This is a genomic window from Rhodanobacter sp. Col0626 (assembly GCF_049994385.1).
GTDB lineage: Bacteria > Pseudomonadota > Gammaproteobacteria > Xanthomonadales > Rhodanobacteraceae > Rhodanobacter.
This window is the reverse complement of sequence record NZ_CP188260.1, coordinates 3,153,503-3,166,688: the sequence shown is the minus strand read 5'-3', so window position 1 is coordinate 3,166,688 and position 13,186 is coordinate 3,153,503. Positions and strand designations below refer to the sequence as shown.

15 protein-coding genes are annotated in these 13,186 nt (G+C 66.6%); 13 read left to right on the top strand and 2 right to left on the bottom strand.

Annotated features, from left to right (window positions below; genetic code table 11):
• The first annotated feature begins 4 nt into the window (after positions 1–4).
• From flhA to ACPPVV_RS13820, 11 genes are all read left to right on the top strand, one after another.
• A complete protein-coding gene (flhA, locus tag ACPPVV_RS13870) occupies positions 5–2,098 on the top strand; it encodes a flagellar biosynthesis protein FlhA (protein WP_426700471.1) in 2,094 nt (697 codons plus the stop codon).
• A gap of 130 nt (positions 2,099–2,228) precedes the next feature.
• On the top strand, positions 2,229–3,503 hold the full coding sequence (flhF, locus tag ACPPVV_RS13865; RefSeq protein WP_426700470.1) for a flagellar biosynthesis protein FlhF: 1,275 nt from the start codon (positions 2,229–2,231) through the stop codon (positions 3,501–3,503).
• Positions 3,504–3,517: 14 nt separating this feature from the next.
• A complete protein-coding gene (locus ACPPVV_RS13860) occupies positions 3,518–4,459 on the top strand; it encodes a MinD/ParA family protein (RefSeq protein ID WP_426703244.1) in 942 nt (313 codons plus the stop codon).
• Entirely contained in the window at positions 4,456–5,184 is a 729-nt protein-coding gene (locus ACPPVV_RS13855) for an RNA polymerase sigma factor FliA (RefSeq protein WP_426700469.1), read from the top strand. The genes ACPPVV_RS13860 and ACPPVV_RS13855 overlap by 4 nt, the downstream gene beginning before the upstream one ends.
• Before the next feature lie 67 nt (positions 5,185–5,251).
• Positions 5,252–5,659 carry a chemotaxis response regulator CheY gene (locus tag ACPPVV_RS13850; RefSeq protein WP_426700468.1) on the top strand — a complete coding sequence of 136 codons (408 nt, stop codon included), beginning with the start codon at positions 5,252–5,254 and terminating at the stop codon, positions 5,657–5,659.
• Positions 5,656–6,297: a protein phosphatase CheZ gene (locus ACPPVV_RS13845; protein WP_426700467.1), complete on the top strand. Its 642-nt coding sequence runs from the start codon at positions 5,656–5,658 to the stop codon at positions 6,295–6,297. Before ACPPVV_RS13850 ends, ACPPVV_RS13845 begins: the two co-directional genes overlap by 4 nt.
• A 13-nt stretch (positions 6,298–6,310) precedes the next feature.
• A complete protein-coding gene (locus ACPPVV_RS13840) occupies positions 6,311–8,173 on the top strand; it encodes a chemotaxis protein CheA (RefSeq protein WP_426700466.1) in 1,863 nt (620 codons plus the stop codon).
• A gap of 4 nt (positions 8,174–8,177) precedes the next feature.
• Entirely contained in the window at positions 8,178–8,918 is a 741-nt protein-coding gene (locus tag ACPPVV_RS13835) for a flagellar motor protein (protein WP_426700465.1), read from the top strand.
• Entirely contained in the window at positions 8,915–9,964 is a 1,050-nt protein-coding gene (gene motD, locus ACPPVV_RS13830; RefSeq protein WP_426700464.1) for a flagellar motor protein MotD, read from the top strand. Before ACPPVV_RS13835 ends, motD begins: the two co-directional genes overlap by 4 nt.
• A 28-nt stretch (positions 9,965–9,992) precedes the next feature.
• Positions 9,993–10,472 carry a chemotaxis protein CheW gene (locus tag ACPPVV_RS13825; protein WP_426700463.1) on the top strand — a complete coding sequence of 160 codons (480 nt, stop codon included), beginning with the start codon at positions 9,993–9,995 and terminating at the stop codon, positions 10,470–10,472.
• On the top strand, positions 10,462–10,815 hold the full coding sequence (locus tag ACPPVV_RS13820; protein ID WP_426700462.1) for a DUF2802 domain-containing protein: 354 nt from the start codon (positions 10,462–10,464) through the stop codon (positions 10,813–10,815). The genes ACPPVV_RS13825 and ACPPVV_RS13820 overlap by 11 nt, the downstream gene beginning before the upstream one ends.
• Positions 10,816–10,853: 38 nt before the next feature.
• Here ACPPVV_RS13820 and ACPPVV_RS13815 read toward each other — a convergent pair whose 3' ends face one another.
• The gene (locus tag ACPPVV_RS13815; protein ID WP_426700461.1) at positions 10,854–11,108 is read right to left on the bottom strand and encodes a flagellar biosynthesis protein; all 255 of its coding nucleotides are present in this window, start codon (positions 11,106–11,108) and stop codon (positions 10,854–10,856) included.
• On the bottom strand, positions 11,105–12,247 hold the full coding sequence (locus tag ACPPVV_RS13810) for a flagellar hook-length control protein FliK (protein ID WP_426700460.1): 1,143 nt from the start codon (positions 12,245–12,247) through the stop codon (positions 11,105–11,107). Before ACPPVV_RS13810 ends, ACPPVV_RS13815 begins: the two co-directional genes overlap by 4 nt.
• Before the next feature lie 198 nt (positions 12,248–12,445).
• On the opposite strand from ACPPVV_RS13810, the gene ACPPVV_RS13805 reads away from it, so the two are divergent.
• Both ACPPVV_RS13805 and ACPPVV_RS13800 read left to right on the top strand, forming a co-directional pair.
• The gene (locus ACPPVV_RS13805) at positions 12,446–12,775 is read left to right on the top strand and encodes an STAS domain-containing protein (RefSeq protein WP_426700459.1); all 330 of its coding nucleotides are present in this window, start codon (positions 12,446–12,448) and stop codon (positions 12,773–12,775) included.
• Between the two features lie 13 nt (positions 12,776–12,788).
• Positions 12,789–13,151, top strand: coding sequence for a response regulator (locus ACPPVV_RS13800; protein WP_426700458.1), 363 nt, complete (start codon positions 12,789–12,791; stop codon positions 13,149–13,151).
• Positions 13,152–13,186 lie beyond the last annotated feature (35 nt).

Genomic DNA, 13,186 nt, shown 5'->3' with positions numbered 1-13,186 from the left:
ATCCATGACGGGTGCAGATGTACTAGGCAACTTCAAACACCTGGCGCGACGTGGTATTGGCGCGCCGGTGATGATGCTGGTGATGCTGGCGATGCTGATGTTGCCGCTGCCGCCGTTTTTGCTCGACATGCTGTTCAGCTTCAACATCGCGCTGTCGCTGGTGATCTTGCTGGCGGTGGTCTACGTGATGCGGCCGCTGGAGTTTGCCGCGTTCCCCACCGTGGTGCTGATGGCGACCCTGTTGCGGCTGGCGCTCAACATCGCCTCCACCCGCGTGGTGCTGCTGCACGGGCATGACGGCCCCGGCGCGGCCGGCAAGGTGATCGAAGCGTTCGGCGAGTTCGTCATCGGCGGCAACTTCGCGGTCGGCCTGGTGGTGTTCGCGATCATCACCATCATCAACTTCGTGGTGATCACCAAGGGCGCCACCCGCGTATCGGAAGTCACCGCGCGCTTCACCCTCGATGCGATGCCCGGCAAGCAGATGGCGATCGATGCCGACTTGAACGCCGGCCTGCTGACCCAGGAGCAGGCGCGCGAGCGCCGCCAGGAAGTACGCGAGGAGGCGGATTTCTACGGCTCGATGGACGGCGCCTCGAAATTCGTGCGCGGCGACGCCACCGCCGGCATCCTGATCCTGATCATCAACATCGTCGGCGGCTTCTTTGTCGGCGTGATGCAGCATGGCCTGTCGGCCAGCGAAGCGGCCAAGACCTATACCTTGCTGACCATCGGCGACGGCCTGGTGGCGCAGGTGCCGGCGTTGATGCTGTCGGTGGCCGCCGCGATCATCGTCACGCGCGTGTCCAAGTCGCAGGACATGGGCAAGCAGGTGATCGGCCAGGTATTCGGCCAGCCGCGCGCGCTCGGCGTGGCGGCGGTGGTATTGATCGTGATGGGCGTGATCCCGGGCATGCCGAACATGGCGTTCCTGCTGCTTGGCGCTGCCTGTGGCGGCGCGGCGTGGCTGTTGCTCAAGCGCGAGCGCGAGACGCGCGCCAAGCTGGCCGGATCGGTCGCCGAGGCGCCGACCGCCACCGCGCCGGCGGAGCGGCTGGAACTGGGCTGGGAGGACGTGGCCAGTGTCGATCCACTGGGACTGGAAGTGGGCTATCGGTTGATCCCGCTGGTCGACGTGCATCAGGGCGGCGAGCTCATGGGGCGGATCAAGTCGGTGCGTCGCAAGCTGTCGCAGGAGCTGGGCTTCCTCGTGCCGGCGGTACACATCCGCGACAACCTCGACCTCGGCCCGAACACCTACCGCATCACCCTGATGGGCGTGCCGATGGGTGAGGCGGAGGTACACAACGACCGCCTGATGGCGATCAATCCCGGCCAGGTGCACGGCTCCCTGCAGGGCATCGCCACGCAGGATCCGGCGTTCGGGCTGGAAGCGGTGTGGATCGAGAGCGGCCAGCGCGAACTGGCGCAGAGTTACGGTTACACCGTGGTTGATCCATCCACGGTGATCGCCACGCACCTGTCGCACATCCTGCAGGGTCATGCGCACGAGTTGCTCAGCCATCAGGACGTGCAGCAGTTGCTGGACCGGCTCGCCGCTACCGCGCCGAAGCTGGTCGAGGATCTGGTGCCCAAGCGCGCGCCGCTGGGCGTGGTGGTGAAGGTGCTGCAGAACCTGCTGGCCGAACGCGTGCCGATCCGCAACATGCGCAGCATCGTCGAATCCTTGGCGGAGCATGCGGGGCAGAGTCAGGATCCCGGCGTTTTGACCGCCGCGGTGCGTGTCGCGCTCGGCCGGCAGATCGTGCAGGAGATCATCGGGTTGGGCACCGAAGTACCGGTGATCACGCTGGCGCCGGAGCTCGAACAGATCCTGCTCGGCTCACTGTCCGGTGGCGGTGGCGTGGCCGGCGCCGCCGTGGAACCGGGCCTTGCCGACCGCCTGCAACAGAGCGTGGCCGACGCCGCGCGACGGCAGGAACTGAGTGGCGAACCGGCGGTTTTGCTGGTCGCGCCGCTGCTGCGGCCATGGCTCGCACGGTTCACCCGGCACGTGGCACAGAACCTGCACGTACTCGCTTACAACGAAGTGCCCGACAACCGCCGGGTGCGATTGGTACAGGCCTTGGGGCGATGACTAGGAGCTGGGATTTGGGATTCGGGATTGAGGATTCGGAAGAGCTGGCGGCGCGGCGATCTTGTGACGCTCTGGCTTTTGACGAATCCCCCATCCCCAATCCCGAATCCCGCTTGCGGAGCAAGCATCTATGAAGATCAAGCGATTTGTGGCTGCCGACATGCGGCTGGCCATGCGTGAAGTCCGCGAAGAACAGGGGCCCGAGGCAGTGATCCTGTCCACCCGACGGATGGAAGACGGCATCGAGGTCATCGCCGCGATCGATTACGACGAGGCGCTGATGCGCGAGGCGTCCCGTCACGGCGCGTCGGCTGCAGAGATGGCGGTCGCTGACGAGAACATCGTGGCAACGCCGAAACTGCACGTCGCGCCGGTGGCGCGCATGCCGCGGACGCCAGCGGCGGAGATGCCGGTGCAGGTTCCTGTCGCGCCGGCAGCGATCGAGCGGCCGGCCATGCATCCGCTGATGGAGCGCGCCGCGCAGGACACCGCGCAGATGCTCAGTGAACTGGGCAGCCTGCGCGAGATGCTGGAGATGCAATTGTCCAGCCTGGCATGGAATGACATGGAACGGCGCCAGCCGCTGCGTGCGCGTGTGCTGCGCGAGATGACCCGGCTGGGCATCGAGTCCGACGTCGCACGTGCGCTGGTGGCCGAGCTGCCGGAAAAGATCAATACGGAGCAGGCGCGCTACCTGCCGCTGGGCATGCTCAGCCGCCATCTGGCGGTGAGCGGGCGCGGTCTGTCCAGCGACGATCGAGGCGCCACCGCGCTGGTGGGGCCCACCGGCGTGGGCAAGACCACCACGATCGCCAAGCTGGCCGCTCGAGCGGTGATGCGCCATGGCGCCGATCAGGTGGCCCTGGTCAGCACCGATCACTACCGCATCGGCGCCGCCGCCCAGCTGGAACATTACGGACGCCTGCTCGGCGTGCGCGTCTATCCCGCCTACGATGCGGAGAGTCTTCGCAAGGTGCTGGAGATGCTGCGCAGCCGCCACACCGTGCTGATCGATACCGCCGGCGTGGCCGGCACCGATCCGCGGCTCGTCCAGCAGCTGGAAATCCTGGCCGATGCCAGCGACCTGCGCGCCTGCCTGGTGCTGGCCGCCAACGCGCAATCGCAATCGCTGGACGATGCCGTGCGCGCCTACCTGCCGCTGAAGCCGCATGCCTGCATCCTGACCAAGCTGGATGAAGCGCCCAGCCTGGGCGGTGCGTTGTCGGTGCTGATACGACACCGCTTGCCGCTGGACTACACCACCGACGGGCAGCGGGTGCCGGAGGACATCGCCACGGCAGACGCGCGCGTGCTGGTATGTCGCGCCGCGCAGTCGCTGAAAAGCCAGGCACCGGACGACAGCCTGATGGCCGAACGTTTCGGCTTTGCGGTGGCCGGCGCATGAGCGGAGTACTTGCAATGGATCAGGCGTCGGGACTGCAGCGGATGCTGTCGGCCATGGTCGACCGGCCTGCGCCGGCAACGCCGACGCCGACGGCTCACCAGGCCAGCAGCTTGCTGAGCGCAGCACCGGCAAGCCGCCGCCACTGCCGCGCGATTGCGGTGGCCGGCGGCAAGGGCGGTGTCGGCAAAAGCACGGTCGCGGTGAACCTCGGCATGTCGCTGTCCATCGCCGGCCATGACGTGATGTTGCTGGATGCCGACATGGGCCTGGCGAATGTCGACGTGATGCTCGGCCTCACGCCATCGCGCCACATCGGCCACCTGCTGGACGGCCACTGCACGCTGGAAGAACTTCTGCTGCCTGCGCCACGCGGCCTGCAGGTGGTGCCGGCCGGTTCGGGCGCGCGCCGGCTGGCGCAACTGGACAACGGCGAACATGCGGCGATCATTCGCGCCTTCGACGAACTGGCGCGGCCGCCGGAATACCTGCTGGTGGATACCGCCGCCGGCCTGTCCGACAACGTGACGATGTTTGCCGCCGCGACGAGCGAAGTGATCCTGGTGGTGTGCGATGAGCCCGCCTCGCTGACCGACGCGTACGGCCTGACCAAGGTGCTCAGCCGTGATTTCGGTGTGCGGCGCATACGCATGGTCGCCAACATGGTGCGCAACGAGGGCGATGCGCGGGCGCTCCACCAGAAGCTCGCGCGGGTCAGCGACCGCTTCCTCGACGTGGTGATCGATTTCAGTGGATGGGTGCCGCACGACGAACGTCTGCGGCAGGCGATCCGGCGACAGTCTGCGGTCGTCGATCTTTGGCCATCCAGCCATTCGGCGCTGGCATTCAAGAAACTGGCCGCTACGGTCGATAGATGGGCGGACCCCGAATGCGCAGGCCTCGACCGGATCGCCTTTTTTGGCGACCGGACAGCACCGGCGAGGGGGATGCCGAGATGAGCGTGGCTTCGGAATATCTGCAACATTCCCGCGAAAGTGCCGACGAACTGGTCCGTCGGCACGCGCCGCTGGTCCGGCGGATCGCCTATCACCTGATGGGGCGGTTGCCGGCCAGCGTCGACGTGGGCGACTTGATCCAGGCAGGAATGATCGGTTTGCTGGAAGCGTCGCGCCACTTTGCCCTCGATCGCGGGGCCAGCTTCGAAACGTATGCGGGTATCCGCATCCGTGGCGCCATGCTGGACGAGCTTCGCCGCACCGACTGGACGCCGCGCTCGGTGCATCGCAAGACCCGCGAAGTGGCCGAGGTGATCCGTCAGATCGAGACCGAGACCGGCGCGGAGGCCGATGACGCGGAAGTCATCCGGCGACTGGGAATCAGTGCGGAGGAGTACCACCAGGTGCTCGCCGACGCTGCCTGCGTGCGCCTGCTCAGCCTGACCGCTTCGGAAGACAGCGAGGAAGGCGGCGTACTCGACGTGGCCGACGAAGGCAGCCTGGGTCCGCAGGAAAACATCGAACGCGACGGCATGCGCGAGGCACTGGCCGAGGCGATCGGTGGCCTGCCCGAGCGCGAGCAGATGGTGATGTCGCTGTACTACGAACAGGAATTGAACCTCAAGGAGATCGGCGCCGTGCTCGGAGTGAGCGAGTCGCGGATCTGCCAGATCCATGGACAGGCAGTCATCCGGCTTCGCGCAAGACTCACCGGCTGGCGTGGCTGATCCGGCACCCGCTTAAAAAAATCCCCCGCGGCCGCACGCCGGCCCGTACCGCACGTGGAGAAAGCGTTTGGACAAGAACATGAAAATCCTGGTGGTGGACGATTTTTCCACCATGCGGCGGATCGTCCGCAACCTGCTGGTCGAGCTGGGTTTCAGCAACCCGCTGATCCAGGAGGCCGACGATGGCGAGAGCGCGATAGCGATGCTGCGCAGCCTGCCGTTCGACCTGGTCGTGACCGATTGGAACATGCCCAACATGAGTGGCATCGACCTGCTGCGCGCGATCCGCGCCGAAGCGGCGCTGAAAGGCATGCCGGTGCTGATGGTGACCGCCGAAAACAATCGCGACCAGATCATCGCCGCGGCACAGGCCGGTGTGAATGGCTACATCGTCAAGCCGTTCACCGCGATCACGCTCAAGGAAAAACTCGCCAAGATTTTCGAACGTATCGCCGCCAGCGGAGCCAGCGCATGAAAAGTATTTCCCCCCTCGCCGTCGACGATACGATGCCGCTTGAATTGCGTGAGCTGCTGAACAGTCCGGACGGCCCCGCCTTCGAGCAGGCGCTGGATGTGATGGTGCGCCAGCGCGAACAGCGTCTGTTTCGCGCGCTCGGGCAGCTGGCGCGCGACCTGCACGACGCGGTGCGGCGGCTCGGTGGCGAACTGGCCCAGGAAGGCGTGCCCGGCATCGTCGCCGATGCGCGCCAGCACCTGCAGGATGCCTTGGAGATGAGTGCGCAGGCGGCTCATCGCAGCCTCGATTTTGCCGAGCGCATGCGGCCCCAGGCCGAGTCGCTGGCGCACAACGCAGGCGAAGTCCTCGAGTGGACCAACGGCAACGATGCCGCCGCCGTATTGGCGCGCGAGGCCGTGGCTTTTGCTGGCAGCTGCCGCGACGGGCTGGCCGACATGGTGCTGGCGCAGTCGTGGCAGGACCTGACCGGGCAGCGCATCAAGAAGGTCGCCAGCTTCATCGGTTCGGTGGAGTCGTCGCTGCTGGAGCTGGTACGGCTCACCGGCGCGCTGGCCGGCAGCGAGGCACCGGTCAGCGTGGTCAAGGTATCCAGCCAGGACGACGCCGATCGCCTGCTCAGCGAATTCGGGTTTTGAGGTCAGGCCCGCGATGAATGCGGAATTCGACAGAGAGCTGCGCCAGGATTTCCTGGTCGAGGCTGGCGAGCTGCTGCAGCGTCTGGGCGAGCAACTGGTCGGGCTGGAGACGACGCCGGGCGACCGCGAGCTGTTGAACGCGGTGTTCCGTGCGTTTCACACGGTGAAGGGCGGCGCCGGATTCCTGGCGCTGGAGCCGATGGTGTTGCTCTGCCATCACGCCGAGGATCTGCTCAACGAGGCGCGCAACGGTGCCGTCGTGCTTGGCGCAGGTCACATGGATGCGTTGCTCGAAGCGCTCGACCTGCTCAACGACATGATGGCGGCGGTAAGCGCCGATGCGCCGCTGGCGATGCCGCCGGCGGCCTTGCTGCAATCGTTGCTGCCGCGAATCGCGCCTGTCGTCGTCGCAGCTCCGCTGCCATCGATGCCCGCGGCAGACGGTGTCATCGACGACAGCGAGTTCGAAGCCCTGCTGGACAGCATGTACGGTACCAGTGCACCTGGTACCGCCGAGCCGGCAGCGCTGCCCACCGCATCGGTGGCTGCGACCATCGAGGACGACGAGTTCGAAGCCCTGCTCGATGCGCTGCATGGTAACGGCGGCCCACCTGCAGCGGTCGTGGTTGCTTCATCGGCCACCGTCCCTGTTGCGGTGGAACCCGCCTCGCTGCCTGCCGCCGCGCGCCACGCAGCGCCGGCCGAGAACACCGTGCGGGTGGACACCTCCCGCCTCGACACCCTGGTCAACCATGCCGGCGAACTGGTGCTGGTACGCAACCGGCTGCTCAGCCTGGCGACGCGCATCGGCAGCGAAGCACTGCTCAACGCGGCCGGCGAGCTGGACCGGGTCACCGACGAATTGCAGACCGCCGTGATGGGGATGCGCATGCAGCCGGTGGGCCGTCTGTTCCAGCGTTTTCCCCGCATCGTGCGCGACCTGGCTCGCCAGCTCGGCAAGGAGGTGGAACTGGTGCTGGAAGGCGAGGGCACCGACCTCGACCGCAGCCTGGTCGAGGCGCTTGCCGATCCGTTGATCCATCTTCTGCGCAACGCACTCGACCATGGCGTGGAAATGCCGGACGTCCGAGAACTCGCCGGCAAACCGCGCAAGGGCCGGGTGTGCCTGTCGGCCAGCCAGCGCGGCGAACGCATCGTGATCGCGGTGAGCGACGATGGCCGCGGCATGGATCCGGACGTCCTGCGCCGCAAGGCCGTGGAAAAGGGCGTGATCGACGCGGTGCAGGCGCCGCGGCTGACCGAAATGGAATGCTACGAATTGATTTTCCGTCCGGGCTTCAGCACTGCCGCGACGGTCTCGGACATCTCCGGACGCGGCGTCGGCATGGACGTGGTGAAGACGCGCGTGGCCGAACTGGGCGGCACCTTGCAGGTGCGCTCGGCGCTGGGTCACGGCAGCGAGCTGGAACTCACCGTGCCGCTGACCCTGGCGGTGCTGCGCGTGCTGATGGTGCGGGTCGAGGCACGTCTGCTTGCGCTGCCGCTGAGCAACGTGGAAGAGGTCTTCGAGCTCAGCGACGGACAGGATGGCCTGCTCGACGGACGGCTGGTCGCGCAGCATCGTGGCCGTGCCTTGCCGCTGGTCAACCTGGTCGACTGGGCCGGCGCCACGGCGACCGCGGGCCGGCACGTGGCGGTGCTGCATATCGGGCATCAGCGGCTGGGTTGCCTGGTGCATGAAGTGCTCGGTCGCGAAGACGTCATCGTCAAACCGCTCGGCCCCCTGTTCAACGGCGTGCCGGGTGTCGCCGGCGCCACCGTCACCGGCGATGGCCGGCTGGCGCTGGTGATGGATCTGGCCGGCCTGGCCGACGATGCCGGGCACCTTCTCACTCCACTGCAATCGACCGGCTGACCCCATGGATCTGGTAAGCATCATCGGCACGATCCTGGCCTTTCTGGTCATCATCGTCGGCACTATCCTGAAAGGCTCCACGATCGGGGCGCTGTGGAATTCGGCGGCGTTCGTGATCGTGTTTCTCGGCACCCTGGCCGCCTTGCTGGTGCAGACTCAGGGCAAGGTGCTCAAGCACGCATTGCGGATGCTCTCGATGGTCTACCGGCCACCGCTGCATCGGCCGGATGACCTGATCAGCCGCATCATCGGCTGGAGCGAGATCTCGCGGCGGCAGGGCCTGCTGGGACTGGAGCCGCAGATCGAATCGGAGTCCGATCCGTTCGTCAGCAAGGGGCTGCAGCTGCTGGTCGACGGCGGCGAGCCGGATGCGATCCGCAGCGTGCTGGAAGTGGATCTGGAGACACGAGAAGCCATCGACATGGCCGGCGCCAAGGTCTACGAGATGGCCGGTATCTATTCGCCCACGCTGGGCATCATCGGCGCGGTGATGGGACTGATGGCGGTGATGCAGAACCTGGCCGACCCGAGCAAGCTCGGCCACGGCATCGCCGCTGCCTTCGTGGCGACCATCTACGGCGTTGCCCTGGCCAACCTGTTCATGCTGCCGATGGCGGCGCGACTGAAGGGCCTGATCCACAAGCAGACGCAGATGCGCGAGATCCTGATCGAAGGCCTGGTGTCGATCGCCCAGGGCGACAACCCGCGGCAGATCGAAGCGCGCCTGCAGGGTTATGTCGCGTGAGAAGGCGCAAACACGAGGAACACATCAATCACGAGGCCTGGGCGATCCCCTATGCCGACCTGATGACCCTGCTGCTCGCCTTTTTCGTGGTGATGTATGCGGTCTCGGTCGTCAACGAAGGCAAGTTCCGGGTGATGTCGGAATCGCTGATCGAGGCATTCAACGGCTCCAGTCACGTGATCGCTCCGCTGCCACCGACCCGCGTTCGGCCGCACAACATCTCTCCGGCCATCGCCCCGCCGGCCGGCCAGCCCGGTTCGTCGATCGTGCCCATCGCCGTGCCGATTCCCGCGCACCCCGTGCCGATGAGTGGAGGCAACGGGCACGAGGCGGGCCACGACGCACCGGGAAAGGAAAACCTGGGACGCATCGAGGACCAGGTGCGCAAGGCGCTGCAGCCGCTGATCGATCGCAAGCTGGTGGTGGTGCGGCACAAGCCGGACTGGCTGGAAATCGAGATCCGCACCGACATCCTGTTTCCCAGCGGCGTGGCCCAGTTGTCCAGCCCGGCCAACGTCGTGCTGCACGATCTGGCCGCGATCCTGGCGGGATTTGCCAATCCGCTGCGGGTAGAAGGATTTACCGATGACGTGCCGATCAACACGTCGCTGTATCCATCGAACTGGGAGCTCTCGGCGGCACGGGCGGCCAGCGTGGCGCGCCTGTTTTCGTTGAGCGGCATCGCGCCGGACCGGCTTGGCATCGTCGGCTGGGGCGAGGTGCGTCCGATCGCCGACAACACCACGGCGGAAGGCCGCAACCAGAATCGAAGGGTGCTGGTCGTGGTGATGGGCAATGGTTCGGCGGCGCAACGCGAGCATGCCGAGCCCGATCAAGTTGGACAGATGTCCGGGCTGGCGGCTGCGCCTGCACCCGAACTGTTGCCGACCATGCATGTCACCAGCGCAGCCGGCGTGCAACCCGCCGCCGGAGGCAACGGACAAACGGCCGCTTCGCCGGCAGCCACCGGGCGAGTGCCGGCGGCAGTCGGCGACGATCCGCTCGGCATGCCCAGCCACGCTGCGCCGATCCGGTCACCTCGATGACTGCGCCCATCTTCTGTGGAGTAAACGCATGAATGCCCTCGTCGGCGCGTCCGATCCACGCAGCCAGCACTGGCTGTCGTTCCGCATCGGCGAACAGCTGTATGCCGCCTTGTTGGCCGACGTCGGCGAGGTCATCCGCGACGGCGACCTGACGCCCGTGCCTGGCTCAGCCACGGACCTGCTGGGCGTACGCCATCTGCGCGGGCGCATCGTGCCGGTGATGGACGGGCGCAGGCGACTCGGCCTGCCGACCTTGCCGGTGGCGGATCCGGTGACCGTGCGCATCGTGATGCTCTCGCACGCCGGCCAGCAGGTCGGCCTGCTGGTCGACGCCGTCGGTGAGTTGTTGTGCAGCGACGGTCTTGAAATCGCGCCGCCACCGCCGGGCCGGGCCAGTCGCAGTGACGACCCGGTGAGTGGAGTACTGGCCTGGCAGGACGGCTTCGTCGCCTTGCTCGACGTACGCCGACTGTGTCGACTGAGCGGAGAGGAAAGCCATGTGGCTTGAGATGGGAATGGCCGTGTTGCTGTTGCTGACGCTGGCACAATCGTTCGTGCTGTTCCATGTGTGGCGGCAGTCACGCCAACTGCAGCAACAGATCGGTGCACTGTGGCAAGGCGTGGTCCACGCCGGTACCGACGTGCCAACCTCGATGCTGGTGACAGCGCTGGGGCGGGTGGAGCGACAGCTGGGCCAGATCGGGCAGCAGGCGCCGCAGGTCAGGCAATCCTACGAGCTGGCACAACAGCTGGCGCGCGACGGTGTCGACATCGAACAGCTGATCGCCCGCTGCGGTTTGTCGCGCGATGAAGCGCGACTGGTCCTGCAGATGCATCCGGTCCATTCATGACACGACCGGTGCCTGCGCGTGCCATCTGATTTGGACGGCTATTCTTCCGCCGCATCGTAAACGGCAGCCAGTACCGACGCCGCGGCGGCATAGAGCAGCACCGGCACATCGTCGCGCAATCGCAAGGCCGCCAGCAGGGCGGCAATCTGGGGGTCGTGATGCAACGGCAATCCCAGCGACTGAGCACGCGCGCGCAGGGCTTCCAGCGACTCCGCCGGCATCGCCTTGATCTCGCCATTGCCACTGGCCAGCCGCAGGCTGACCCGGCGCGGAGGCGACGACGGCGTGTTCATGCGGTGGCCTGCAACAGCACGGCGCTATGTCGACCCAACGGTTGCGGCAGGCCAACCTGGCAGCTCAACTGGTCGAGCAGGACGCCGCAGGCAGCCAACCGATGCCGCAGCGGGTTGAACTGGCGCTCCAGCCGCTGCACGGTGTCCGCCCGTTCGGCCCACAACCGCACCGACAGGCGTGGTTCGCGCAGCTGCAGTTCGCCCTGTATCGGACCCAGTGCCGGCAGGTCCAGTGCGAAACCCAAGGTCCAGCCGTGGCCACCCTCGGCGGCGTCGTTGACGAATTCAAGCTGGATCTGCAGGACATCACGGCCGCCATCGCCCTGCAACGGAATTTCGATCATCCACGCCGGCAGCATGTTGGCGCTGGCTTCCAGCTGGGCGACTTCCACGCGCGCGAGTGAAGCCTTGACGTCGCCATGCAGGCGATCCAGCAGGAGATCCACGCCCTCGTCGGCGGGCAGCGCCGGCAGGGGCAGGCGCGCCTGGGCCTGAAGGCCGCGTTGCAGCAGCGGTGGTTCGGTGTCGCTGCGGTTCGGTGTCGATGGCGTCGCCGCACGCCGGTCGAGCAGTCCGGCCAGTCGCAAAAGCGCGCCCTTCCAGTCGTCCTCGGCCAACGCCGCCATGTTGCCCAGGGGGTCGGCCAACCGGGACTCGAAAAACATGCCGCTGCGGTTGATGGCCTCGCGCAGGCCTTCGCCGCGGGTGATTTCGGCGGGTGTCCGCAGTGACTGTTCGAGCAATGCCAATGCGGTGCGCAGTTCCGGCGGCAGCTGACGCAGCGCCGGTCGCTGGGCCAGCGCACCCAGCGTCGACAACAGCGGCGCGTAGCCATTCTGCTGCGGCAGGCGTTCGCGCAGGGCGCGCTGGAAAGTCGGGTCGACAGGTTGCGAGAGTATTTCCAGTTGCGGCTGTGCGCCCAGGCTCAGCACGCGCACCTGGAACTGGGCGGGCAGCTGGCTGCTTGCCACATCCGCTTCCACGGTGAGGGCGCCGATCTGGATCACCAGCAGGCCTAGCGGACTGGTCCCCAGTGGCCGCGCCGACAGCACCGCACCGATGCGCCAGCTCTGCGCCGTGGTGCCGGATGCGGCACCGGCCCAGGTAAGAGCAGCGAGGCTGGTCGGTTGGATGATCAAGTCGGTTCCTGCACGGAATCGTGCTGCGTGGATGGGATTGTCCAGAAGGGGATCGGCCGCGCGCGGGCAAACTTGAGGGCCTTGTACCACGGACGCCAGCGACGCCCCCTGCCAGCCGAATCACGATCCCGCTAAAGCGATCGCCCGGCCCGCCGATAAGCCATTCGTCAGCGCAAACAGCGCGAGTGGAGTCACGGCATGGCCGGTAAACGGGCGGCGAAGGACACGGGTGAAGAGCAGGCGGTTGCGGCGGTGGTCGTGCTGCCGTCGGATTGTCGGATGGCGGCGCTGGCGGCATTGCAGGCGGAGCTGTCGGGCCCGCTCGAGATCGGCGCGGTGGTGCTGGACGGCCAGCAGGTGGAGCGCATCGACACCGCTGTCCTGCAGCTGCTGATGTTGTTCCGGCGCGAGCTGGTTGCGCGTGGCGGCACGCTGGCATGGCGCGGCGCAAGTGACGTCCTGAACGAAGCGGCCAGCCTGCTCGGACTGACAAAAATACTGGAACTGCCAGCCCCGGCGCTGGCTTGAATGAGGTGACAGCATGGCAAAGATTCTTGCGGTAGACGATTCGACTTCGATGCGCGGCATGGTGGCCTTCACCCTGCGCGGCGCCGGCCACGAAGTGGCCGAGGCCGAAAATGGCCAACTGGCGCTGGACGTCGCGCGCGGCAGTTCATTCGACCTGGTGCTGGCCGACGTCAACATGCCGGTGATGGACGGCATCACGATGGTGCGCGAACTGCGCGCGATGGACAGCTACAAGGGCGTGCCGATCCTGATGCTGACGACCGAGTCGCACACCGAGAAAAAGATGGAAGGCAAGGCTGCCGGCGCCACCGGCTGGCTGGTCAAGCCGTTCGATCCGGAACAGTTGCTGGCGACGGTCAAGCGTGTGCTTGGCTGAGAGCCCGTGAAAAAAATCGCCGCCTGCCGCGACCG

Coding starts and splice junctions, on each gene's coding strand:
- ACPPVV_RS13860 (WP_426703244.1), top strand. CDS start 3,518: ATGGATCAGGCGTCGGGACTGCAGCGGATGCTGTCGGCCATGGTCGAC.
- ACPPVV_RS13835 (WP_426700465.1), top strand. CDS start 8,178: ATGGATCTGGTAAGCATCATCGGCACGATCCTGGCCTTTCTGGTCATC.
- flhF (WP_426700470.1), top strand. CDS start 2,229: ATGAAGATCAAGCGATTTGTGGCTGCCGACATGCGGCTGGCCATGCGT.
- ACPPVV_RS13845 (WP_426700467.1), top strand. CDS start 5,656: ATGAAAAGTATTTCCCCCCTCGCCGTCGACGATACGATGCCGCTTGAA.
- ACPPVV_RS13840 (WP_426700466.1), top strand. CDS start 6,311: ATGAATGCGGAATTCGACAGAGAGCTGCGCCAGGATTTCCTGGTCGAG.
- ACPPVV_RS13805 (WP_426700459.1), top strand. CDS start 12,446: ATGGCCGGTAAACGGGCGGCGAAGGACACGGGTGAAGAGCAGGCGGTT.
- flhA (WP_426700471.1), top strand. CDS start 5: ATGACGGGTGCAGATGTACTAGGCAACTTCAAACACCTGGCGCGACGT.
- ACPPVV_RS13855 (WP_426700469.1), top strand. CDS start 4,456: ATGAGCGTGGCTTCGGAATATCTGCAACATTCCCGCGAAAGTGCCGAC.
- ACPPVV_RS13825 (WP_426700463.1), top strand. CDS start 9,993: ATGAATGCCCTCGTCGGCGCGTCCGATCCACGCAGCCAGCACTGGCTG.
- ACPPVV_RS13800 (WP_426700458.1), top strand. CDS start 12,789: ATGGCAAAGATTCTTGCGGTAGACGATTCGACTTCGATGCGCGGCATG.
- ACPPVV_RS13820 (WP_426700462.1), top strand. CDS start 10,462: ATGTGGCTTGAGATGGGAATGGCCGTGTTGCTGTTGCTGACGCTGGCA.
- ACPPVV_RS13815 (WP_426700461.1), bottom strand. CDS start 11,108: ATGAACACGCCGTCGTCGCCTCCGCGCCGGGTCAGCCTGCGGCTGGCC.